General features: G+C 57.4%; 13 protein-coding genes. 10 read left to right on the top strand and 3 right to left on the bottom strand.

What is annotated here, in order from left to right; genetic code table 11:
* Positions 1-5: 5 nt before the first annotated feature.
* The 3 genes from Pan181_RS15075 to Pan181_RS15065 form a co-directional block, all read right to left on the bottom strand.
* Positions 6-5,537 carry a DNA repair ATPase gene (locus Pan181_RS15075; RefSeq protein ID WP_145247761.1) on the bottom strand — a complete coding sequence of 1,844 codons (5,532 nt, stop codon included), beginning with the start codon at positions 5,535-5,537 and terminating at the stop codon, positions 6-8.
* A 58-nt stretch (positions 5,538-5,595) separates the two neighbouring features.
* Positions 5,596-7,641, bottom strand: a complete 2,046-nt coding sequence (locus Pan181_RS15070) for a flotillin family protein (RefSeq protein WP_231943603.1) — start codon at positions 7,639-7,641, stop codon at positions 5,596-5,598.
* A 62-nt stretch (positions 7,642-7,703) separates the two neighbouring features.
* The gene (locus Pan181_RS15065; RefSeq protein ID WP_197528380.1) at positions 7,704-8,372 is read right to left on the bottom strand and encodes an OB-fold-containig protein; all 669 of its coding nucleotides are present in this window, start codon (positions 8,370-8,372) and stop codon (positions 7,704-7,706) included.
* A gap of 728 nt (positions 8,373-9,100) precedes the next feature.
* Here Pan181_RS15065 and Pan181_RS15060 point away from each other — a divergent pair.
* From Pan181_RS15060 to Pan181_RS15010, 10 genes are all read left to right on the top strand, one after another.
* Positions 9,101-10,111, top strand: coding sequence for an AAA family ATPase (locus tag Pan181_RS15060; RefSeq protein ID WP_145247757.1), 1,011 nt, complete (start codon positions 9,101-9,103; stop codon positions 10,109-10,111).
* Between the two features lie 60 nt (positions 10,112-10,171).
* The gene (locus Pan181_RS15055; protein ID WP_145247755.1) at positions 10,172-11,047 is read left to right on the top strand and encodes a DUF58 domain-containing protein; all 876 of its coding nucleotides are present in this window, start codon (positions 10,172-10,174) and stop codon (positions 11,045-11,047) included.
* Positions 11,044-12,045, top strand: coding sequence for a hypothetical protein (locus tag Pan181_RS15050; RefSeq protein WP_145247753.1), 1,002 nt, complete (start codon positions 11,044-11,046; stop codon positions 12,043-12,045). Before Pan181_RS15055 ends, Pan181_RS15050 begins: the two co-directional genes overlap by 4 nt.
* Positions 12,035-13,132: a VWA domain-containing protein gene (locus Pan181_RS15045; protein ID WP_145247751.1), complete on the top strand. Its 1,098-nt coding sequence runs from the start codon at positions 12,035-12,037 to the stop codon at positions 13,130-13,132. The genes Pan181_RS15050 and Pan181_RS15045 overlap by 11 nt, the downstream gene beginning before the upstream one ends.
* A 10-nt stretch (positions 13,133-13,142) precedes the next feature.
* Positions 13,143-14,261, top strand: a complete 1,119-nt coding sequence (locus Pan181_RS15040; protein WP_231943602.1) for a VWA domain-containing protein — start codon at positions 13,143-13,145, stop codon at positions 14,259-14,261.
* A gap of 5 nt (positions 14,262-14,266) precedes the next feature.
* Complete coding sequence (locus tag Pan181_RS26165) at positions 14,267-15,475, top strand: prolipoprotein diacylglyceryl transferase (RefSeq protein ID WP_197528379.1); 1,209 nt, start codon at positions 14,267-14,269, stop codon at positions 15,473-15,475.
* Between the two features lie 17 nt (positions 15,476-15,492).
* On the top strand, positions 15,493-18,285 hold the full coding sequence (locus Pan181_RS15025; RefSeq protein WP_145247745.1) for a BatD family protein: 2,793 nt from the start codon (positions 15,493-15,495) through the stop codon (positions 18,283-18,285).
* 407 nt (positions 18,286-18,692) lie between these two features.
* Complete coding sequence (locus tag Pan181_RS15020) at positions 18,693-19,142, top strand: MarR family winged helix-turn-helix transcriptional regulator (protein WP_145247743.1); 450 nt, start codon at positions 18,693-18,695, stop codon at positions 19,140-19,142.
* A gap of 64 nt (positions 19,143-19,206) precedes the next feature.
* Positions 19,207-20,415: an efflux RND transporter periplasmic adaptor subunit gene (locus tag Pan181_RS15015; RefSeq protein ID WP_197528378.1), complete on the top strand. Its 1,209-nt coding sequence runs from the start codon at positions 19,207-19,209 to the stop codon at positions 20,413-20,415.
* A 40-nt stretch (positions 20,416-20,455) separates the two neighbouring features.
* Entirely contained in the window at positions 20,456-23,584 is a 3,129-nt protein-coding gene (locus Pan181_RS15010; RefSeq protein ID WP_145247739.1) for an efflux RND transporter permease subunit, read from the top strand.
* Positions 23,585-23,598: the final 14 nt, after the last annotated feature.

The following is a 23,598-nucleotide window of genomic DNA, read 5'->3' as shown; positions in this document are numbered from 1 at the left end:
ATCGGCTACTCCTCGTCTCTTGGTGGATTGGGATGCTTTTGACGCGACTCTTTGAGTTCCGTGATCAGCGCGGCTGTTTGTTGGAGCGACTGCTGGAACGTTGCTTTCAACTCGTCAAATGTCTGAGACTGACGATCCGTGACGGTAAGTAGCGGAGCAATAGAGTCTTTCATCAGCTCAAACTGGCTCTCAATCACCCCGAGAATCGACTTAGGAACGCGATGGCTTACCGACACGCGTGTGTTGCGCGTGGGGTCGACTGGAACCGTGCTCGTGGTAAGGCTGCGCAGTTCGTTAGCCAGTTCGTGCATGGCTTCCACCGCTACGGCAACTGGTATCGCCCCTTCGGAGGGGACGGGCGTCGGTGCCGGGGTTGCCCGGTCGTTGTCGGCAAGTTCCGAAAGCGTGCGGAGTCCCGAGTCGATCGTTTTGTGGATGCCAGTAATCCCCGAGCTGAGTTGGCTCAAGCGATCGACGATCTCTTCGGCTCGCAGTTGTTCCGCTTCGTGCTTTTCACGCTCGCTGAGATCGCTTTCGCTTTCCGGAACTGCACGAGCAGAAAGTTCCGCAAAGCGGTCGATTCCATCGGCCATCGCCCGTTCGATCGCGTTAAGTCCGTCGCTGAACGAGCGTAGCTGCACTACAACCTGGCCGACTTGGTCGTCCTTGTCGATGCCCTTCATCTTCAAGTTTTCGCGGAACGTACGTTTGATGTTCTCCCAGCGAGCTGTTTCTTCCTTGGTGAGGATGCCAAGTAGCTCGCGAAGCTTCAGCAGATTCGACTCGGTGTCGGAGGTGAGGGTTTGCGCGTCGTTCTCGTAGCTCGACAGAATGAGCGACTGCAACTCCGCATCATTCATGATCGGCACTACCTTCTCGGCAATGCGATTCATATTGCGATAGGAACCTTGCAGCTTGAATGGGGGTTCGGTGCGGTAGTCGTCCGACTGGGCTGCGGAGGTGACATACTGCCGGTTCACAGCAAGAATCACATCGCGGACTCGCAGCAGTTTCTTCATCGTCGAGACGATTTCATCGAACTCTACCGAGGTGTAACTTCCCTCCAGGTCGGCCTGATCACGCTCGCCAGTTTCGGCGACTTTAATAAACGAGTAGATGTCTTTCTGGCTGCGACTCGCCAGCTTGCTGAGGGTGGGATTGCTCGAAAGGCAGTTCTCGATATAGCTCATTTCGAAGGCTTCGGCCGAATCGCCGATAATCTCTCCGAGATTGTAGATGTCGGCACGATTCGACAGCATGTCGGGAATCCGGAATCGCTCCCCACTTTCGGTGTAGGGGTTTCCGGCCATCACGACAACTACCTTACGACCTCGAAGGTCGTAGGTCCGCGTGCGGCCTTTGTAAACACCTTCGATCTTTCGGGTAGCATCGCAGAGCGAAATGAACCGCTGCAGGAACTCGGGGTTGCAGTGCTGGATGTCGTCGAGGTAGATCATCACGTTGTCGCCCATTTCGAGCGACAGGTTCAGCTTCTCCACTTCCTCACGTGCAGCGGCGTTCGGGGCTTCGGCGGGGTCGAGCGACGTGACCTGGTGGCCAATCGCGGGGCCGTTGATCTTCATGAAGATAATGCCAAGCCGATTGGCCAGGTATTCCATCAATGTGGTCTTACCATAACCAGGCGGCGACACCAGCAGCAGCAGGCCCATGCGGTCGGTGCGTTTCGATTCGCCAGCCGATCCAATCTGTTTGGCGAGGTTGTCGCCGATCAGAGGCAGATAGACTGTATCGATCAAGCGGTTGCGGACAAATGAAGTGAGCACCCGAGGTTTGAACTCGTCGAGTCGCATGTCGACGCGAGCCGCTTCGACAAGCTCCGCTTTGCGATGTTGAAAGGATTCGTAGCGAGGCACCACGTCGCGGCGGAAGTGCCCCATCTTCTTCATGAAGTGGTTGTAGTGAAGCTGATAGCCGCCCGACTTGATTACCGGATGCGCCCCGAGCATGTTCGAAAGGTCCGCGGTTACCTGCCCATCCACGATCGTATGGGCCTCGACCAGCGATTGCCCCTCGACAGTGCTGGTTGCGGACGAATCGTACTTCATGAGTACCGCTGCAATTTCATCGCGATACTCGGTGGGAACTTCGCTTGTGGGGAGGAAGGCATCGACCCAATCGCGAATCAGGGTAAACAGCGCAGACGGCGACTTTGCCAGCGATTCGACGCTGCGGCTGTAATGCACCTCGTAGTTGTGATGGCGAAGCAATCGCAGGAACTGATCGCACGCGTCCGCAGCAATGCGACTCACTGCAAAACTTGTATCGACGCGACCTTCGACCGGTTGCGTGCGTTCGGCAAACAGATAGCGGGCAGCCTCGTCCACCAGGTAGTCTTCAAACAATCGGGTGGTCGCAACAAATGCCTGAAGCTGGCCGGTCAGATCTTGGATGTAGTTGACATTCTGTCTCGATCCAGGGAATACCTCGTCGATGTACGACACGCCCCGCAGACGCGAGGCCATGAGCTTGCGTTCCGCCGAGTCCATGAAGTAGTCCCAGTACAAGCGGGCGCAAGCCCTGGCTTGGGTGTGATAGCGGAGCAGGCCAATCTGCTGATGCATCTTCAGCAGTTCATGCAAAATGGCGGACGAATCGTTGTCGGTCACGCCTTTGACGTACGACTCTTGATACCTGGGGCCCATGAATTGCTGCACGATCTTCAGCCGCTCTTCGTCGGTCGCGTGCAGAAAGGCCGCCCGCTCGTCGTCGTTACGAAGCAGATGGTCAAGCATCACGTGGGCGAGGAATTCGCCGCGGTAGACCTTGGGATTCTCCGAAATCACCTCCTGAGTCCACACATCCCGGCATTCCAGCAGCTGCTGGTCTTTGAGTGGCTCGAAGAAGTTCGTACCCGTCAGGTGCAAAGTAATTTGCTCGTCGCGTAGCACCGTCGTCAGATCAAGCGTCTGCACATTGACCGTGAATTGATGATTGCCCAGGCGAATCAAATTGTCGCCGCCGACAAATAGTTCCTTGCGATCCTTGAGCTGGCGAATCGCATCTTCTTTAACCGTTTTCAGGCGGCTTTGGATATCGTCGACCTTGACCGTATCTTCCAGCTCTTCGAGTTGGGCGATCAGGTCGCGGACCTTCTCAATCATCAGATCCGAGGCGAAGTACGAGTGAATCTCGTCGACTTCGTCGAAGTGCTCCACCCGGTTCTGGATGCCTTGCAGAATGCGTTCGGCCGCGCTCGCTAGCGTGCTCGCCCGGCGGTTGCGCTGCTCGACCAGGGCCATCTTGCGAGATTCAAACGCGTTGTAGATCTCATCGCGTTTGTCGCTCAGTTGGATGACAAACTCATCGAACTCCGCAAAGCGGCCTTCAAGTTCTTCGATCTGAACCAGGATCTTCGTTAGCAACTCTTCACACTTGGCCGGAGAATCGCACAGGTCGAGGTAGCTCACTACGCTCTGATCGAGCAGCTTCATCTGCGAACCAAACTCGGCAGCTCCCTCTACCGACATTAGTTCCTGGATTCGCGACTTGATCGAGGCGCGAGCGCCGTTGATGGTGCCGAAGATGCTGGAAATGCTGTCGATAATCGCGGTGCGATGGGTCGCATCGTCGATTTTCAGGTTGCTGACGATCTCGATCAGCATCTCGAGTTCGCGGGCCCCTTGGTCGATCTCGGCGAGCAGTGTCTTGGCGTCGGCGACACGATCGAGCTGAGCGATTTGCTCCGTCTGCTCCGCAATCCGTGTTTGGTAGGGGGCAAGTGCTGAGTCGCCGAGCAGAAACTCAACGCAACGCTCGGCAAGCCGATCCGACTGCTCGACAATCTCTTTCTCCAGCGAATCGATCAACGTCAGATCGGCGTAGCGGAGGTCGCGCAGCGAGATGGTCGCACCACGTACGGCGCGAAGATCGCCGAGTGCGGAGACAAACTCATCGATCGTCTCAAACCGCCCATGACCCACCGTGGAAAGGATCTCGTTCGCCCGGTCGCGGGTGCTAGCGGTTTGCTTGGCGGTCGCCTGGCGGACCTGACGAACCTTTTCGAACTCGTCGATGGCCGCCCCGGCGGCGGTCTGGATCTCCTTGAGAGGTTCGCTTAGTGTGAACGTCTCGGCATGGTCGATCCAGAAATAGGAGTCGAGGATGTCGCCGGTTTGCTTCGCCAGATCGATATAGAGCTCTGCGTAGGCTTGTTCCTTATCGATAAGCGATAGCACTGCGTTGCATTCGGCCATGCCGCGGACGATTTCACGATTGCCGATCTTGAAGAGCTGCGAATCGGTTTGCGTCGGCGGAACGTAGTCGATTCCCACGTAGGGTGTCTGCCAAACTTGCAGCGCGTGGTGCTTCTCGGGTTTTTCCGTACCGCGAAAGCAGACCAGTTCGCCCGCTTCGAACAGCGAGCTACCATTGCAAATGAGCGGTGTGTCGACACGTTGCTCGATGACGTTGTAACGCAACAATACGTAAACGCCGGTTAAACGGTTGTAGAAGACGTAAAGATAGTCTTCGCCATTCGGCGCCGCCACCCGGCGTTCGAACAGCATGTCGCGGGTGTCATGCTCAAACGTCTTGTGCTCGCCATTTTGCAGGTAATAGCCATTCGAGAAAATCAGCCCATGCCCGTCTGGCAGCAGCACGCACGCGTGCTCGATGGCATCGATGCGCCGGGCTTCCTGGATCTTCTCGTTGTAGACGATGTAGCGAAAGGCTTCTTCCTGATAAGGGCGGATCTTGAGTAAGATGATGTTGCCGATGATCGCGTAATAGATCAGGGCATCGTCGAGTGTCTGGTCGAGATTGTCGACCGGCTCGGCATAGATACCTGCACCCGAATCGGTGTTGTCCTCGATCTTGACCGTCAGGTCGCCGCCGACGGTTTCGACAAACACGCGATCTTCGATCGAGATATGCGGGTGGACACCACTTGAGTGCATATCGCGGGTAGTGCGGATCCACTTGAATTCGTGCTGCGGTGGAAAAGCCACTTCATGGTCGCTGCGGTTGTCGACATAGGTCAGCTGACCGTCGGACTGCAACCACTTGAAGGCCTTGATGTCGGAAGCATTTGTGCCGACGCGGAACACCATATAAAGGTGCGGTGTTTTGACGAAGAACTTCGCAAAGCGGGCGTCTTTGTAGTACTTGTAGAGTTCGCTGAACTCCCGCTCGAATCGCTCGTCTTTCAGTAGATCGAGCGACCCTTCGCGGAAAGAGTGGTCGCGAAACTCGTAGGCTGAGAAGACATCGGCCAGAACCGTTTCGCTTTTGAGCCCCATGTGTACGTTGTAGCCAAACAGAAACTGATCTCCGATCGACACCAGGTCGCGGGGAATACAGTTGTTCTGAGTGGTAATGCGCTCCGTCGCTACCAAAGTGGTAGCAATGGAGCCAAACACATCTTTGCGGGCGTCGTTTAGCTGGTCGAGACGCTTGCGTAACTCCTTGGCATGCTCGCGCAGGCGATTACGGAGTATCTCGTAGGCACCACTTTCAAGTTGCACCTCCTCAGGCGTGTCACTTGTCGGCGCAGCTTTGGACGGATCGGACGAAGCCATTGGATTGAACGCGCAGTGCTGAAAGGATCGAGGCTAGAGACAACTTTGCGAGTTGACGCTACTGTTTCGCTTTTGCCTGATTGATGCCCAACGCGGCAAGTCGTTTGTCCGACACACCGAGTTGATGAACCGTATCGAGCAAGCGATTGAGTTCGCTGCGTGTCTCGTCCGCATCGGTCATTCCAAGCATCTTCAAAATCAGTGCCGAGATCGACAGATCCTTCACGTCGTCGGGGCTTAAGTTGAATTGATCGACTAACTGCTGCGTCTTTTCCTTGAAGTATTCGGAGTTGCCATTAAAGAACGTGTTCTTCACGTCGGTCAGCACTTCGCTGTTGTGGATAAAGCGATCGACCGCTTTACCACCCTTGACCGAATCGACGATCTTGTCGAAGAACTCGCTCTCGCCGCCGACGATATCGATGCGGGCGCTCTTCAAGGCTTCGCCGACAAGTGTCGATTGGGCTTCGGCAATTTCTTGCTGCGCCTGGATGGCAGCGATCTCGATGTCCTTGTCTTTGTTCAGGCGTAGCTTGAACTCTTCGTGCTCGCGGCCGACGCCGTCGAACAACTTCATGGCCTTGGCCTTTTCGGTAATGCCGTTGGCTTCGCTGCTGAACTTCAGCTTCATCACGTTCGCCTCGGCGGTACCATCCTTCTCCTTCGCTTCGGCCATGGCACCGACGCCGGAAGCTTCGGCCATGGCTTTCTTCTCGATCACCGTGGCTTCGGCGGTACCGGTCTTCTCGATGGCATCCGCATTGGCGATCTGCACGTGCGCCTTGGCGAGACCTTCGGCCGCTTCCTCGGCGGTACGACCTTCGGCCAGCATCTTCATGGCCTGCGTCTTGCGTTCGGCAGCATTGCGTTGAGCATCCGCTTCGATCACCACCTGCTCGGCCTTCAACGAGGCCGCTTGTTTGGTCGCCTCGGCGGCCTTGACCTCGATCACCAAGTTTTGTTCGGCGGTCATTTCGGCCTTGGTCACGGTGACCTTCTTTAAACGCTCGGCAGCGGCGAATTCGTGGGTATCTTTGATCTTCTCTTGCTCTTCGACCACCGCACGTTCCACCATCACGCGCTCGCGAATCACTTCCTGGATACTGCGATTCTCGACTTCGATGGCCTTGTCTTTTTCCACTTCGGCGATGCCAACCAGACGATCGCGTTCGGTGACTTCGAGCATGCGGTCGCGTTCGACACGTTCGACCTCCACCGCTTCGGTGCGTTGCTTGTTTTTCTCAGCGACTATGATCTGGCGATCTTTGTTTTCTTCGGCGACGCGAAGTTCTTCCTCGGTTTGAATGCGAGCGGTTTCCGCTTTCAATCGCTCTTGTTCCTGCACCTTGCGGGCTTCGGCCTGTTCGCGAGCGCGGATTTCGGTCGACTCGCGCTTCATTTTTTCTTCCGCTTCAATCTGCTGACGTTCCAGATTGAGTATCACTTCGCGGGCTTCGACATCTTGCTTTTTGATGACCTTTTCTTTTTCCCGCGTGATGTCGTTTGATCGAACGTGCTCTTTGGCCGTGAGGTCGGTAATCTTCTTGATACCTTCGGCGTCGAGGATATTGTTCGGATCGAGCAATTCGACCGAAGTTTGCTCGAGATAGTCGATCGCTGCATCGTCGAGTCGGTAGCCATTGAGATCGATGCCAATGACTTTGATGATTTCCGCTTTGAACTGCTCTCGTTTGTCGTATAAGTCGACGAAGTCGAACTGCTTGCCTACGGTCTTCAGAGCTTCGGAGAACTTTGCATCGAAAAGGTCGGTTAGCGTGAGTTCGTCCGATGCGCGAGTGCAACCGATCGACTGAGCGACTTCCTTGATTTTCTCGTCTTCTTTGTCGACCCTCACGAAGAAGGCGACCTTGATGTCGGCGCGGATGTTGTCGCGGCAAATGAGGCCGTCGTTCCCTTGTCGAGCAATCTCGATGCGCTTAAGGGTAAGGTCCATGCGATCGACACGGTGCACGATGGGGAAGACCCACATGCCTTGCCCGGTGGCAACTGCCAACTGACCACCACCCGACCTCACGAGCGCTTCTTCAGGGGCAACCTTGCGATAGAACCGCGATAAGGCGAGCCCAATAATGATGACTGCCACGAGGGCAATGAAACCTATACCAATGCCTACTATTAGTGCATTGCTTGTGTCGGCGAGTAACATCATGGGATAATCTCAGTAGGTGGTTGCTTGATCTGGTAAGTCTTGGTTGCGGCATCGTAGGCTACGACCGTAGCGATGTCGCCTTTGTGAAGGGGGTCGTCTTCTGTTCGTACATCGATAAGTAGCGGGGCGGCATCGGTCTTGATGCGTGCCTGTCCCCCTTGGTCGGTGACTTCGTAAGTGGAGACTTCACAGAGTCGACCGATCAGTTTCTGGGGAGTGTATTGTTCGGTTTCGTCGAACATCTCACGCAGAGGTTCAGTAAGTCCCTTAGCCCCTAGTAGCGAGATGCCGGCATTGCGAAATACCAGGATCGCCCCGCCCCAGAACGTGAGATCTTCCGGCTGACCGTCGAAGAACACCCACAGAATTAAGGACAAGGACCACCAAAATAGTCCAAAACACGCCAGCCATATAATGATTGGAACATCGCCCAAATTCAAGAATTTCAGGACGACTAATCCCACGCTGGTGGCCGAACCCGCATGGCCATCGACGTCTACGTCGACATCCACGTCGAATTCAAACAAATCGAGGTCCGCGGCCCCAAGCAAGGCGATTAGGCCGTAAATCAAGATCAATGCCATCAGGGTCGAAGCCGGCATCACCGGCCAGGCCAGGCAGTACTCGAAGAACTGGAAAATTGCTGGATGCTCCTCTATTTGCACGAAATAGCAGCCCAAAACGTTTTATGATAACTGTTCGCCGGCCCCGGCCCAAGCTTCCCCAAAAAGAGGACGAGAAGGGTGGAAGTTTGTCAGAATCTGACTAAGCGGCTCGAGAGGGCCTTCGAGCGGAGAAGGGCAGCTGCTCTCGAGCTGCCCCCAGCAAGTTGCCAAGCCCCGGCCAACCCAAGCTGGCGATAAATGGCACTGCGGGGCTGGCCGCCATGTTGGCCGGACGACTGCGCGACTGAGGGTGCGACTGAAAGACTGAGTGGGGCGCTGGCAGATGCCCCGCAGAGCCTCCGGAGAACAGCCTCCGCGCGGCAATAGATGAGATCTGTCGGAGCGTCACTGCTGATCGAGTGCAAGGCAACTCCTCTGCATCACTTTGCAGGTTGCCTGCACAGTTCGGCATGATATCGACAGGCAGGTTGCGGGTTGCCTGCCGAATCGCACTTCGGTAGGCGGTTCTCGCTTAATTGACTTCAGAGAAGAGAACTATCCCTGTTTGGCCTTCGTAAGGTAACATGTTGAGGCCCCGAACCCACCGCCGCCTCACAGAAGCCCAGTAGGTCGGTGCCGAGACGCCAGACCGGCTCTTACGAGCCCCAGCTACGAGTGATCCTAGCTGCCAGCATCGACGTGCACTGCACCATGGGCTCCCGCCATTTACTTTCCCCCGCCGAAGGTCTAGGTGTGGCCTTACCCCACCTGTCTAAGGAATAGAAACCATGACTTCCGCCGATCAAGTGACCTACGAGTCCATCGAAGCACTCTCGCAAAACATTCAGGCCCAGAGCGAGCCGTTCCGCCAGCTGATTGCTGAGGTCGGTAATACAATCGTCGGGCAGGAGGTGTTGATTCACCGCATGTTGGTTGGATTGCTTGCGAACGGGCACTTGTTGATTGAAGGGGTACCGGGGCTGGCAAAGACAACCGCTGTGTCGTGCCTGGCGAAAGGCGTGCAGACTGGCTTCCAGCGTTTGCAGTTCACTCCCGACTTGCTACCGGCCGACTTGATCGGCACTTTGATCTACCGCCCGCAAGATCAGCAGTTCGTGGTGCAGAAAGGCCCGATCTTTTCGAACATCATCCTGGCCGACGAGATTAACCGCGCGCCAGCCAAGGTGCAGAGTGCACTCCTCGAAGCCATGCAGGAGCGGCAGGTCACCATCGGCAGCGAAACGTATCTGCTCGACGAACCCTTCCTAGTGATGGCCACGCAGAACCCGGTAGAGCAAGAAGGAACCTACCCACTGCCCGAAGCCCAGATGGATCGCTTCATGCTCAAGGTAGTCGTTGGGTATCCGAATCGCGATCAGGAACTGGCGATTCTGGAGCGGATGGCCTCGACCCGCCCGAAGATTGCCACCCAGGCGGTCGCCACCCCGGCCGATATCTTGGCAGCGCGGGCGCTGGTTGACCAAATCTATGTTGATCGCAAGATTCAGGAGTATATCGTCGACCTGGTGATCGCCACGCGCGAGCCAAAGTCATATGGTTTATCACTCGACGAGTTCATTCATTACGGGGCGTCGCCGCGGGCGACGATCAACCTCACGCTGGCGGCCAAGGCCAATGCGTTTTTGCATGGTCGGGGGCATGTGTTGCCTTCCGACGTGAAGGAAATCGCCCTCGACGTGCTTCGCCATCGAGTGATCTTGACCTACGAGGCCGAAGCCGAGGAAAAATCGGCAGACGACATTGTGCAGACCATTCTCAATGCGATCCCGGTGCCGTGATGCCGACAAGATCCAAGCGAAGGGAAGGGGTTCTCCATCACTCAACCAAGCTAACAACGAATGTTACCGCGCGAAATCATCAAGAAGATCCGACGAATCCAGATTCATACGACTCACATCGTCGATGAATTGCTGGCTGGGCAGTGGGACTCTGCCTTTCGGGGGAGTGGTATCGAGTTCGAAGAGGTCCGACCGTATCAATTCGGCGACGACATCCGCTCGATCGATTGGAACGTCACTGCCCGTACCGGTCATCCCTACGTGAAGTTGTTTCGCGAAGAACGCGAGATGGCGGTCATGCTGCTGGTGGATCAGAGTGGTTCGCAAGGCATGGGGTCGAACTGGCAAACCAAACGTGAGCAAGTGACCGAATTGAGCGCGACCCTGGCTTTCTCGGCGATCAAGGGTAACGACCGAGTTGGCCTGACGCTTTTTACCGATGGCATCGAAAAGTTTGTACCGCCCCGCAAGGGGACGCGTCATGTGTTGCGACTTATTCGCGAGCTGTTGTATTGCACTCCGATGGGAACTGGTACCAGTCTGTCCACTGCGTTAGAGCATTTGAATCGCACGATGTCGCGCCGCACGGTGGTGTTTGTGGTGAGCGACTTCCAGGATACCGGGTACGAAAAGGCGCTGAAGGTTGCTCGTAGCAAGCACGACATCATACCCGTAGTGGTCGCCGATCAGCGGGAACTCGAAATGCCGAAGGTCGGCCTGGTGCGACTTCGCGATGCGGAGACTGGCAAAGTGGTCACCCTCGATACCAATAGTCGGGCGTGTCGAGAAGCGTATCGGGAGTTCGCCGAACGCCGAATGCAGGAGCGAGATACTCTATTCCGCCGGCTGAACCTCGATCCGATCCATGTTTACACCGGCGAAGATTTTGTCGAGCCACTGCGTCGCTTCTTCCATCGAAGGGAGAATCGATCGTGAAAACTTCTCGACAAAGCATCGCTGTCCTTTGCCTCGTCTTGCTAGCTGCTGCTGCCAGTTGGAATGCGGGTCCCGCTCAGGCTGCTTCTCAAGCAGCTGGCTCGCTGGACGACGTTGCCATCCATGCGCAAGTCGATAAGTCCACCGCTCTGGTGGCCGATCCGATGGAGTTCGTGCTCGAAGTCACTGCTCCCAGTGGAACGCAAGTCCGCTTGCCCCGCTTGCCGGACAAACTCGGCGAACTCGACGTGCTGAGTCAAACTTCCGTAGAGGATATTCCCCTCGGCGATGGTTCGAACCAAAGGCTATGGAAGCTAACTGCGCTATTGGAATCGCTCAGAACCGGCGAGCAAACGATTCCGTCGCTCGATGTTCAAGTTGCTACGACTGCTCGTCCCGAGACGTTTTACGCTATGCAAAGCGAGCCGTTGGTGGTGACTATCGCCAGCTTGCTGGAAGACCAAACGGATCCCACGAAGTTGCACGATGTGAAAGACCCTGTCGATATCGAGATTCCATCGACGAACTCAGGCGGACAGATCGTGTGGTGGATTGTTGGGGCCGGCGTAGTTGGTGTCGCGGTGCTGGCAACAACGGTGCTATTGATGCGAAAGAAGACTCTCTCGCCAGCTAAGTGGGCTCTCTTGGAAATCGAGGACCTGCAGCAACTGCTGGCGGGGCCGTCGGTTGATGGTGCTCTCGTGTACAACGAGCTGGTCGAAATCGTTCGGCAGTACTTCGAGTTGCAGTACGCTCTGCCAATTCGTGCTCGTACGACGCCTGAGTTCTTGAGCATCGCGGCCCAGACGATGGAGCTTCCAGAGCATCCGGCCCAGCGACTCGAATCGCTCATGGCGATCGCCGACAACATAAAGTTCGCCCGTAGTGAAGTGGAACTGCCCGCACTGCAGCAAGCATTCGACGACGCCCGGGGGCTGATCGCCGAGTGCGAGCAGCCAATGCAGGCACAACCAACAGGAGGGCAGCATGTTTCATGATCCCTGGGTGCTCCTGCTACTACTCCTGCTTCCCCTGATCGCCTGGCGGTTGTGTGCGGGGGGGCGGAATACGGCGGTACCGTTTAGCTCTACCGAATCGCTGCAGCATCTACGCCCCACCTGGCGGCAGCGTCTCGCCTGGCTTCCTGCGGTGCTGACCTTGGCCGCTATTGCTGTGGCGATTGTCGCCTTAGCGCGTCCCCGCGAGGGTCGGGAGCAGACGGTGATCGATGCCGATGGCATTGCCATTGAGATGGTTGTGGATCGTTCGGGAAGTATGCGGGCGCTCGATTTTAAGATCGATGGCAAACAAGTCGACCGTTTGACCGCCATCAAGAATGTTGCCAGTCGATTCATCGTTGGCGACACCGATGCGGACGAGTCCGACGAATCCGATTCGCTGTCCGGCAGAGTGAGCGACCTGGTGGGGCTAATCACATTCGCGGGCTATGCCGACGCAATTACTCCGCCGACGCTTGATCATCCGTTTGTAACCAACCAGTTGATTCGCCAGGAGATCGTCAGCCAGCGATCGGAAGATGGCACCGCCTTGGGCGACGCGGTTAGCCTGGCTGTAGAGAAGCTCGCCTCGCTCGACGACCGGCAGGACGAAAAGGTGAAGAGCAAAGTGGTGTTGCTGCTCACCGATGGTGAAAACAATGCTGGTGAGGTCGATCCGCAACAAGCGGCCGAACTGGCGAAGAAGAAAGACATCAAGATCTACACCATCGGAGTCGGCACCCGCGGGCGGGCCCCAGTGCCAGTGATGAATCCCTTCACCGGGCGGCAACAGATTGAGTGGGCCGAAGTAAACATCGACGAGGACACGCTCAAGCAAATAGCCGAAGTCACCGGTGGTAAGTACTTTCGTGCTACCGATACCGAGTCGCTAACCGAGATCTATCACGAAATCGATCAGCTGGAGAAAACCAAAATCGAAGAGCGGCATTTTGTCGACTATCGCGAGCTTGCTATCCAAGGCGGATCCCTCGGTTCGTGGGCGTGTCCCCCCTTGGTGCTGGTCGCGTTGGGATTGCTCGCTTCGCGGGTGATTCTTGCTAACACCCTGTTTCGTGAACTTGCCTGACATTCCTCCCATGCTCAATTCAATGGACATCCAAATCGGCAATTCGGGCCAGCTCATCTGGTTATGGCTGCCAGCGGTCGTGGTGGTCGCCATGGTGCTGGCGGTCGTCGCCCGCAAGCGAGCCAGGGGGCGGTTTGTCACTGCGAATCTCGTTGGGCGGGTGTTTCCCGGCGGGACGAAATGGCGTAACCTGCTGGCATCGTGTCTGGTGCTGCTGTCGATGTGCTTGATGGTTATCGCACTCGTCGACGTGCGATGGGGCAAGGTGGCGCGCGAAGTACCGCAGAAAGGCATCGAGGTGATGTTCGTGCTCGATGTGTCGCGGTCGATGCTGGCCGAGGATGCCTCGCCGAGTCGGCTGGCGCGAGCCAAGCAGCAGATCATGGATGTGGTCGACGAGATGACCGGCGATCGCGTGGGGTTGGTTGTGTTTGCCGGCGATGCCAAGCAAGAGATCCCACTCACCACGCACTATGACGACTTCAAGCAATCGCTCGAAGAGGTCGGCCCGCAAAGCGTCCGCCGCGGAGGCTCGCGACTGGGCGAAGCCATTGAGGTGGCCTCGGAGTCGTTCTTGACCAAGCTGAACGCCCACAAGGCGATGGTGATCATTACCGACGGTGAAGACCAACAGAGCGATCCTGTGGCCATTGCCAAGAAGGTGCACGACGAGTCGGGCGTGCGCATCTTTACCATCGGGCTCGGCGACATGAATCAGGGCGCTCGGATTCCGGTGGCCGACAATCGTCGCAACACTTACGTGCAGTATGAAGGAGAGCAAGTCTGGTCGAAACTCAATGGCGACATCCTGCGGCAAGTCGCTGTCGAGACCGAAGGGGCTTACATTCCAGCAGGCACCAAGCAAGTCAACATGAGCCAGGTGTATCACCGATACATCGCCAGCGTGGAACAAACCGAGTTCGAGTCGGCAACCATCGAGCAGTACGAAGCTCGCTTCCAATGGCTGCTGGCTCCCGCACTGCTGTTGCTGCTGACCGAGGTGGTGATCTCCACCTGGCCTCGACGCCAAGTTGCGCAAGCCACTGCAAGCGCGGCTATGCTCGAGCGAGCCGAGTCCAGCACGTCGCAGAGATCCTCCGAAGTCAACGAACCATCGAATGCAGCGTGATCGATATGTCCACAAGAACACTCTTTATCGTCTTAGTTGTGCTACTGACTGCTGGCAGTCGGTCGGATGCGGCTGAGTTGCCTTCAGAGCAGGTAGCGAAACAGGCAGCCGAGCTGAATCAAGCGAACAAGTTGCTTGCCGATGGCGACTTGGCCGGGGCGATGGCTGGGTACGAGAAGTTGCAGGAGCTGGGCCCTCCGTCGCCGGTACTCAAATACAACTACGGCCTCGCCCACTACAAGCAGGGCGACATCGCGGCCGCTGCCGAGCAGTTCGAGTCGGTCGCCGCGGCCGACGACGATCGGCTCGCCGCTAACGCCCGGTTCAATTTGGGCAATTGCGATTACGTTACGGGGCTACAGATGGCCGAAAAGGATCGCTCGATAGCAATCGAGCGACTTCAGTCGGCGATTAGGCACTACCGTAGTGCTCTGGAGATCGATTCCACCGACGACGACACGCGGGCGAACATCGAGCTGGCCGCGCGGATGATCGATCGACTCCGCGAACAGCAAGAACAAGAGAAGCGAGAAGAACAGGAGCGACAACAGCAAGAACTGGAACAACAGGAGAAGCAAGAAGAACCGGAGCAGAAAGAGCAAGAACAACAAGAGCAAGAGCAAAACGAGTCTTCCAGCGACCAAGAAAATAGTCAGCAGTCCGACGGTCAGCAGCAGGAAAGCATGCAGCAGGAGAGTGACCAGGAGAACAAATCGCAGCCGTCGGAAACCTCGGCAAAGGAAGAGCAGCAAAACGAACAGCAGTCGCAAGACGCTCAAGAAGGAGAACAAACCAAGCAAGAAGAGTCGGCTGACCAGTCGTCGGATTCGCAAGAGGCTTCCGCCGAAGAGAACCAGCAAGCCGATTCTCGCCCTGACTCCGAGCAGAGGGCGAAGACGTCGAACAAGAAGCCCGCTTCCGAGTCGAACGAGGCGGAAGCGCCAGAGACTCAGGGCGACCAATCCGCGACGGAGGATTCCGCGAATGAGCGCAAGCAACCTCCGCAGGGCGAGCTGTCGGCTGCGGAGTCGCAGGAAGATTCGTCGAGCGAAGCTGCCGAAGGCCAGACCGTCCAAGGAGTGAAGGAAGGGGAGATGACCGAAGAAGAAGCCGAAAAAATGCTGCAAGCGATTCGCGACCGCGAAATGCTCCGCCGGCTGCGTCGTCAAGCGGCTGAGCGTGACCGCCACATCCCGGTCGATCGCGATTGGTAACGAATAGAAACCGAAGCATGACCCTCGATATGTATTACGCAAACAACATCTATCGAATCTCGGCGCTACTGGCCCTGGGGCTGGCGGCCAGCATGTTGCCCGCCTCGGCAGCCGATGTGCGTGTAGGAATCTCGTCCAAGGATACCTACGTGGGGATGCCGGTCCGGTTGCAGATTCAGATTCGCAACGCGAAGGACTTCGATCCCCCGGTGATGCCAACCGTGGATGGTGTCGAAATCCGCTCGCAAGGCGCACCTGGCAAGAGCACTCAAATTACGAGCATCAACGGAGTGACCACCCGAACTAGTTCGGTAACCTACAGCTACGAACTCACCCCGCTGCGGGTCGGGCGGTTTGAGTTGCCTGCCATTACTATCCGCGCCGATGGCGAGGAGCATCAGACTCGCAATATCGAGTTTATGGCTTCGAAAAGTGAGACCGGCGACTTGCTGTTTGTCGAGATCGCTGGCAAAGAGAAGCAAATCTACGTTGGGCAGGCGCTCGATCTCACCTTGAAGATCTGGCTGCGACCCTATCGCGACAGCGAGCGGCAGCTCACCTTGTCTGCCGGCGATATGTGGCAAATGGTCTCGCCGCGTTCGAGTTGGGGCATGTTCCAAGATCGCATGCTCGAGATGGCCCACAACCGCGAGCGGCCCGGCGCGAAAGAGGTGATTCGCAAAGACTCCGACGGCGTTGAGCATAGTTACTACTTATATCAGATCGAAGCGACCATCTATCCGCAAAGCCCTGGCAAGATCGATGCGGAGGATGTTCACGTGATCGTCGACTATCCCACCCAGCTGGGAGCGGCTCGCGATCCGTTCGGCACCTTCTTCGACGATTTGCCAGGGGGAATGCCAAGTCGAATGGGGCGAGACGACTTTCCCTCCCCCTTCGGGCAGCGACTCGTGGTGCGCTCCACTCGGCCGATCGTCGCCGACGCGGAGGTCGATCCGATCAACGTGCAACCGATCCCCAGCGAAGGCCGCCCGGATGACTATCGCGGAGCGGTTGGCGAGTACCAAATCGTTACCGAAGCTCGTCAGGTGGTCGTGAAAGCGGGCGATCCGATCGAGCTGCTCATCGGCATCGTAGGCACGGGACCGATGGAGCTGGTGCAGGCCCCACCGCTCGACGAGTTGCCAGAACTCACTGCCGATTTCAAAGTGCCACGTGGCCCACTCGCAGGCTTCGTGCAGGGTGACCGCAAACTGTTCTCCGCTTCGATTCGGCCGCGGAAAGCTGGCATCAAAGAAATCCCAGCTATTCCGTTTACCTACTTCGATCCACTGCAGCAGAAGTACGTTACCGTGCATAGCAAGCCGGTTCGTATTCACGTGAACGAGGCCGACACGTTGGCCATGGATGCGATTGTCGGCGGGCAGGCGGGGGCAGACGTACCCTCCGCGGACGATGGCATGTCGCCTGCAGACACGTCGGCGACGTTCCACAATGCTTCGGACAACAGCGTGCTCTCAAACGAATCGCCGCGCCGGGCGATTCCGTGGTCCGCCTTGGTGGTGATTGCGTTGCCACCGACGATCGTGGTGGGAATCGGAATTGCCAAGTACCGTAGCGATTGTGCGTCGCTCCTGGCTCGCTGGGGATGGGGCATGCATCGCATCGACGCTCGTTTGACGAACGCCATGACGATTCCAGAGGTGGCCGATGAACTGGCGCACTACCTCGGTGTGCGACTGAAGCTACCAAGCGGGCGCGGGGACACTTCGGCCATCCTGGGTCGGTTACGAGCCTGGGGAGAGCATTCTCTCGCGGTCCGCTGCGAACGTGTGTTTCAGGCCGCGCAGCAAGTGCACGCGAGCGGAGTCAGCCGACCGGTGCCGGTCGAAACCATCAAGCAAGAGGCACATGCAGTGGTCGCCGGGCTGCAGAGTCACTTGCTTCGCAGTCGTCGTACCCCCACGCCTGCGCGGCAGACGAAACAAAATGGCCTTTCTCCCCACCGGGTGGCCAATTTCCTGGTTCTGGCGATGGCCATGGCAGCAAACAGCCTGGCAGCCGCACCTTCAAACACGAGTCAAGCTGCTTTGCTCACGCACGATCAGCAGCTCGCCCTGTTCAACGAGGCGAACACTGCCTATCAGCAGGCCTTGCAGGTCACCAGCGACGACTCGGCCGAGGCCAAGCAAGGCTTTGCCGATGCGGCAGCCAAGTACGAACTGCTGGTCGACAGTGGCATTCGAAACAGCCAGTTGTTTACAAATACCGCGAACGCTTATCTGCAGGCGGGGGAACTCGGCAAGGCGATCGCTTACTACGAGCGGGCGCTAGCGATCGACCCCACCCATCCGACTGCGCTGACGAATCTGCAGCACGCCCGCAGACTGTTGGCCAGTCGTTCTTCAGAGTCCGCTGAAGCTACTTCGGTGGATTTGAACGATCTGCTGCCGCTCGCGAATCAGTGGTTGCTCGAGCGCATCGGTCTGCGAACGCTGGGGATGACCGCGCTGGCTGGGTGGTGCGCGCTGTGGCTCGTTATCGGCTTGCGGGTGATCGGCCGCCGATTCGCCTGGAAGTCGCTCGCGACGGTTTCGGCTTTGGTCACCGTACTGGCGGCCAGTGGCTATTTCGCCAACTGGCCTGCGACGAGTGAGTCGCAGGCCATCGTTACGGTTGCCGAAGTCAACTTGCGCGAAGGGGATGGTAATCGGTTTTCCGAGAGCGGTGCCAAGCTCTCCGAAGGAGACGCGGTGCAAGTGGTCAAGCAGCGTGGCGACTGGCTCAAGGTTCGCCAGGCATCGGGCGGGGATGGTTGGCTCCGCAGCGAACAGGTCGTCTGTCTATAGCATTGCTGGGTGGTACTCTTCCCTCGATTATTCAGTAGTCGAGTTCTGCGCTTTCTTGTAAACCACTGGTTCGTAGCGCGAACCTTTGCTGCGGCCAACGTCTCTTGCGATAGTCGTGCGTTAGCCGACTAGCGCTCTCCGCGTCATTCTTGCGCGATCGTGAAAAAGAATGTGGCTATCAACATTCGTAGCGTTCGGGCTCGCGTAATTCACATTTCAAGTGTGCCACTTAGGTGTAGGTGGATTGCACTATCTGTGGTTCGGCATGCCGATGAGTGAGTAACTCAGTAATCCGCAATTCAAAACTTTCTTCTGCTTGCATCGGGAATCCGTTCTGGTCGTTCCCTTCTGGGATTATATGATTAGTAGGCTAACCATTTGATGTCTAACTAATTAGAGGTCCCCCTTTGCTCAGGCACGACTTTACTACCGACATCGGGTACTGGTTGCACATGTGTGCCCATCGACTCGAAAGCATGATGAATGCCGAATTGTCGGAGGTCGGCATCTCGTACCGCCAGTTTCAGATCCTCGCCTGGCTCGCCTTGAAGGGCGATCTGTCGCAAGCCGAGCTAGCGCGTTGTTCGGGAGTCGAACCGTCGACCATCGTTTCGGTTGTCGATCGTATGCAGCGCGATGGACTGATTGAGCGGAAAACTTGCGAAGAAGACCGTCGGAAGTATCGCATTGTGCCGACCCCGGCCGCCGAAGACGTCTGGAAGCGGGTGCTGCAATGCAAGGATCGTGTGAAGAAGTGTGCCACCGACGGGATGTCGAAAACCGAACTCGATGGACTTCGCGACCAACTCATGCTCATCCATGAGCGGTTGGAGAAGCATCAGAACGCCAGCAAGTGATCGAGAAGTGTGCTCTCAAGAAAGAGAACCCCCGTATATGCCTTTTGTGAAGTTAATGTCAGCTATGAACTACCGATCTGTTTTGAGTGTGATAGCGTCGACCGTAGTAGTGGCCGTAGGGTGCGAGTCGTCCAACGAGTACGTCCCGCCGCCACCGCCGAAGGTCACGGTTGCCCACCCGGAGCAACGACAGGTGCAGGAGTATTTCCGCACAGTCGGGCAGACCCGGGCGGCGCAGACCGTCGAGCTTCGTTCGCGGGTGAGTGGTTACCTGGATGCCATCAAGTTCGTGGATGGTCAGCTCGTCGAGAAAGGGCAATTGCTGTTCGTGATCGACAAAGAGCCGTATGAGGCTGCAGTGCAGTCGGCCGAAGCCGCGCTGGCCAAGGCCGAAGCGAGCCTCGACCTGGCGAAGCGACAACTTGCGCGTACCGAGCCGCTCGTCAAGCGCGAATTGGACGAGGACATTGCCGACCGCGATTCGGCGATCGCCGACGTGCAAGCAGCCGAGGCCGCTCTGCGCGACGCGAAGCTCAATCTCGGATACACGGAGGTCACCGCTCCCTTCGCGGGGCGGATTGGTCGGCACCAGGTCGACTTAGGCAATCTGGTGCAGCCTGCGACTACGCTGCTGGCCACGATCGAGTCGGTCACTCCCATGCATGCTTACTACACGGTGAGTGAGGACGACCTGCTGCGATTCATGAAGATCAAAGAAGCAGGCGACATGCAGACAGCTCGCGAAGTAGAGGTCGATATGTCGATCGGCAACGAAGAGGACTACGCGTTTCACGGCCGGTTCGACTTTGGCCAGTTTGGGGTCGATCCCGGCACCGGCACGGCCGAGTGTCGCGCGGCTTTCGAAAACGAGCAAGAGAAGCTACAGCCGGGCTTGTTCGTGCATCTTCGCATTCCTGTTGGTGAGCCTCGCCCGCGATTGGTGATTCCCGAGAACGCCATTGGTACCAACCAGCGGGGCGATTACTTGCTGGTGGTCAACGACGAGAACGAAGTCGTCTTCCGCCCGGTCGAGCTGGGGGAGAGTTTGGAGAACGAGCGGGTGGTGCTCAGCGGAGTCGAAGCTGGCGACAAGGTAATCGTCGAAGGGCTGCAGCGTGCTCGGCCTGGAAGCAAGGTAGTGCCTGAGGAAAAAGGTGCCGCTGAGGCTACCACCCAAGAGGACTCATCCGCAGGCGACGATGCAAAAGCCGCGGAGCCCGCGGATACAGATGATGAGTCGGACGAAGGGGAGCCAACCCCCGCTGCTGAGTAATTGTTGCTTTAGACGCACTACCCACTGAGGTTTTTGTTAAATGCTTTCCAAGTTCTTTATTGAACGACCGGTGTTTGCCAACGTGATTGCGGTGGTCACGATGCTGATCGGTGCTGTCTGCTTGTGGGAGCTTCCCATCGAGCAGTATCCAGAGATCACGCCGCCGACGGTTCGTGTGACTACCAACTATCCAGGGGCGACCGCGAAGACGGTGGCCGACACGGTCGCCGCGCCGATCGAACAGCAGGTCAACGGCGTCGAAGGCATGCTTTACATGCAGTCGACCAGCTCCGGCGACGGTTCCTACTCGTTGACCGTGACGTTCGAAATCGGCACGAATCTCGACGACGCCCAGGTGCAGGTGCAGAACCGAGTTGCCATTGGCGAGCCGCAACTGCCCGAAGAAGTCCGCCGCCAAGGCGTTACGGTCAAGAAGCAGTCGACCAACATTATTCTCGTGTTATCGCTTACCAGCGACGATCCCGCGATGGATACGCTGTACTTGTCGAACTACGCAACGCTTCGACTTCGCGACGAGCTGAGCCGCATCAACGGTGTCGGCGAAGTCACCGTGTTCGGCACCGCGAGCTACAGCATGCGTATCTGGCTCGATCCCGAGAAGCTCAAGGCACGCAACATGACCGCCAGCGACGTTGTATCGGCTCTGGCGGAGCAGAACGTGCAAGTCGCCGCGGGACAGATCGGCCAACCACCCACACCCGATAGCCGGCAGTTTCAGTACTCGGTGCAAACTCAAGGTCGGTACAGCGATACAGAGCAGTTCGAGAACATCATCGTCAAGTCGGGCGAGGGGACTCGCATCGTTTACCTGAAGGATGTCGCCCGCGTCGAGCTCGGCAGTCAGTCGTACGATCAGTTCACCGAGAAGCAAGGCCAGTCGAACGCCAATCTGGGTATCTATCAGTTGCCAGGGGCGAACGCCCTGCAGGTGGCCGAAGACGTGAAGGCGGCCATGGAACGTCTGAAGCGTCAGTTCCCCGCAGGCATGGATTACGATATTCCACTCGATACCACCGAGTTTGTTGCCGCGTCGGTGCACGAGGTTTACAAGACGCTATTCGAAGCCGGCCTGCTGGTACTGGCGGTGATTCTGGTCTTCCTGCAGGACTGGCGAGCCATCCTGATTCCCGCGACCACGGTCCCGGTGACGATCATCGGAGCCTTTGCCGCCATGCTGATGCTCGGCTTCTCGATCAACATGCTCACTCTATTCGGGCTGATTCTGGCGATTGGCATCGTGGTCGACGATGCGATCGTGGTGGTCGAAAACGCGGTGCATCATATCGAACGCGGCGAACCCCCCAAGGAGGCCACGATCAAGGCAATGAGCGAGGTGCTCGGCCCGATCATTGGTATCACGCTGGTGCTGCTGGCGGTGTTTATTCCGGCTTCCACGCTGGGCGGCATCACCGGCCAACTCTATCGACAGTTCGCGCTCACGATTGCCGCAACCGCCTTGATTAGTGCGATTAACGCGGTCTCGCTCAAGCCAGCCCAGTGCGCGCTCTGGCTCAAGCCAACCAAGCAGAAGAAGATGTTCCTGTTCCGCTGGTTCGAAGCGGTATACAGCTTCTTCGAGCGAATCTACCTGGTGATCGTGCGACGGATCGTGAAAGCCGTATGGATCGGTCTCATGGTGTTTGCAGTGTTGCTCGGTTTGGCCGGCTGGTGGTACGTGAATCTACCCACGGGCTTTATCCCTACCGAAGACCAGGGATACATCTTCATGGCGGTGCAACTGCCTGATGCGGCATCGCAAACGCGAACGCGAGAAGTCATGGCCAAGATCGACGCCGCGCTGGCCGAAACCGAAGGGGTCTCGAGCTGGGTGACGATTGGCGGTCTCTCGCTGCTCGATAACAGTAGCGCTCCGAACGCGGGAACCGTGTTTGCCTCGCTCACCGACTTCGAGGAACGCGCGGAGAAGGGGCTGACGCAAGAGAAGATCATCGGCGAAATCCAGCAACGCGTGGGCGGCATCCGCGAAGCGGTCGCGTTTGCTTTCCCTCCGCCAGCGATTCGTGGTCTTGGCGTCCGTGGTGGCTTCGAGATGCAAGTCGAAGACCGCGGCGACGTTGGTATCGACGAACTGCAGTCGGCCGCCGAAGCAATCGTGCAGAATGCCAACTCGCAATCGGCGCTCACCGCGGTTCGTTCGTCGTTCCGTGCGGGAGTTCCGCAGTTGCGGGTTGACATCGATCGCGTGAAGGTTGAAACGTTGGATATTCCCCTGAGCGACGTGTTCATGACGTTGCAAGCCTACTTGGGATCGGCCTACGTGAACGACTTCAACAAGTTCGGGCGGACCTATCAGGTCCGGGTGCAAGCCGATCAGGAGTTTCGTGCCGAAGCCGAAGACATTCGTCAGCTGGAAGTACGCAATCGCAGCGGGCAGATGATTCCGATGAGTGCGATTGCCACCGTGCATCGTACGCTCGGCCCGCAGGTGATCAATCGTTACAACTTTTATCCTGCTGCCAGCGTGACCGGCGAATCAAAGCCGGGCCACAGTTCGGGCGACGCGCTCCGCATCATGGAAGGCTTGGCGGCCGAAACCTTGCCGGTAGGGGTCGACTACGACTGGACCGGCATGGCCTATCAGGAGAAGAAGGTGGGCGGCGAATCGATCTTCGTCTTCACCGTGGCCATCTTGCTGGTCTACCTGGTGCTCGCCGCGCAGTACGAAAGTTGGATTCTGCCGATCTCGGTGATCCTGGTCGTACCGCTCGGGTTGCTGGGAGCCGTGATCGCCGTGGCGGTGCGCGGAATGGATAACAACGTCTACACGCAAATCGGCATCGTGCTGATCATTGCCTTGGCCAGTAAGAACGCGATTCTGATTGTGGAGTTCGCTCGCGAACTGCGAGCCGATGGCAAGTCGATCCTCGAATCGGCCGTGAAAGCAGCCGGCATGCGTTTCCGCCCGATTATCATGACCTCGTTCGCGTTCATCCTGGGGGTTACCCCGCTGGTGTTTGCCAACGGACCAGGAGCGGCCGGGCAGAAAGCGTTAGGCACCGCGGTGTTCGGGGGAATGATCGCCTCGACCGTGCTCGCGGTGTTCTTTATCCCGATCTTTTACGTCGCGTTCCAGAACCTCGACGAGTTCTTCCGCGGCAGCAAAGAAACCACCAAGCAAACCGACTAGCAAGACGTTAGAAT

The organism is Aeoliella mucimassa (assembly GCF_007748035.1).
In the GTDB taxonomy this organism is placed as follows: Bacteria; Planctomycetota; Planctomycetia; order Pirellulales; family Lacipirellulaceae; genus Aeoliella; species Aeoliella mucimassa.
This window is presented reverse-complemented; position numbering and strand designations above follow the sequence as displayed.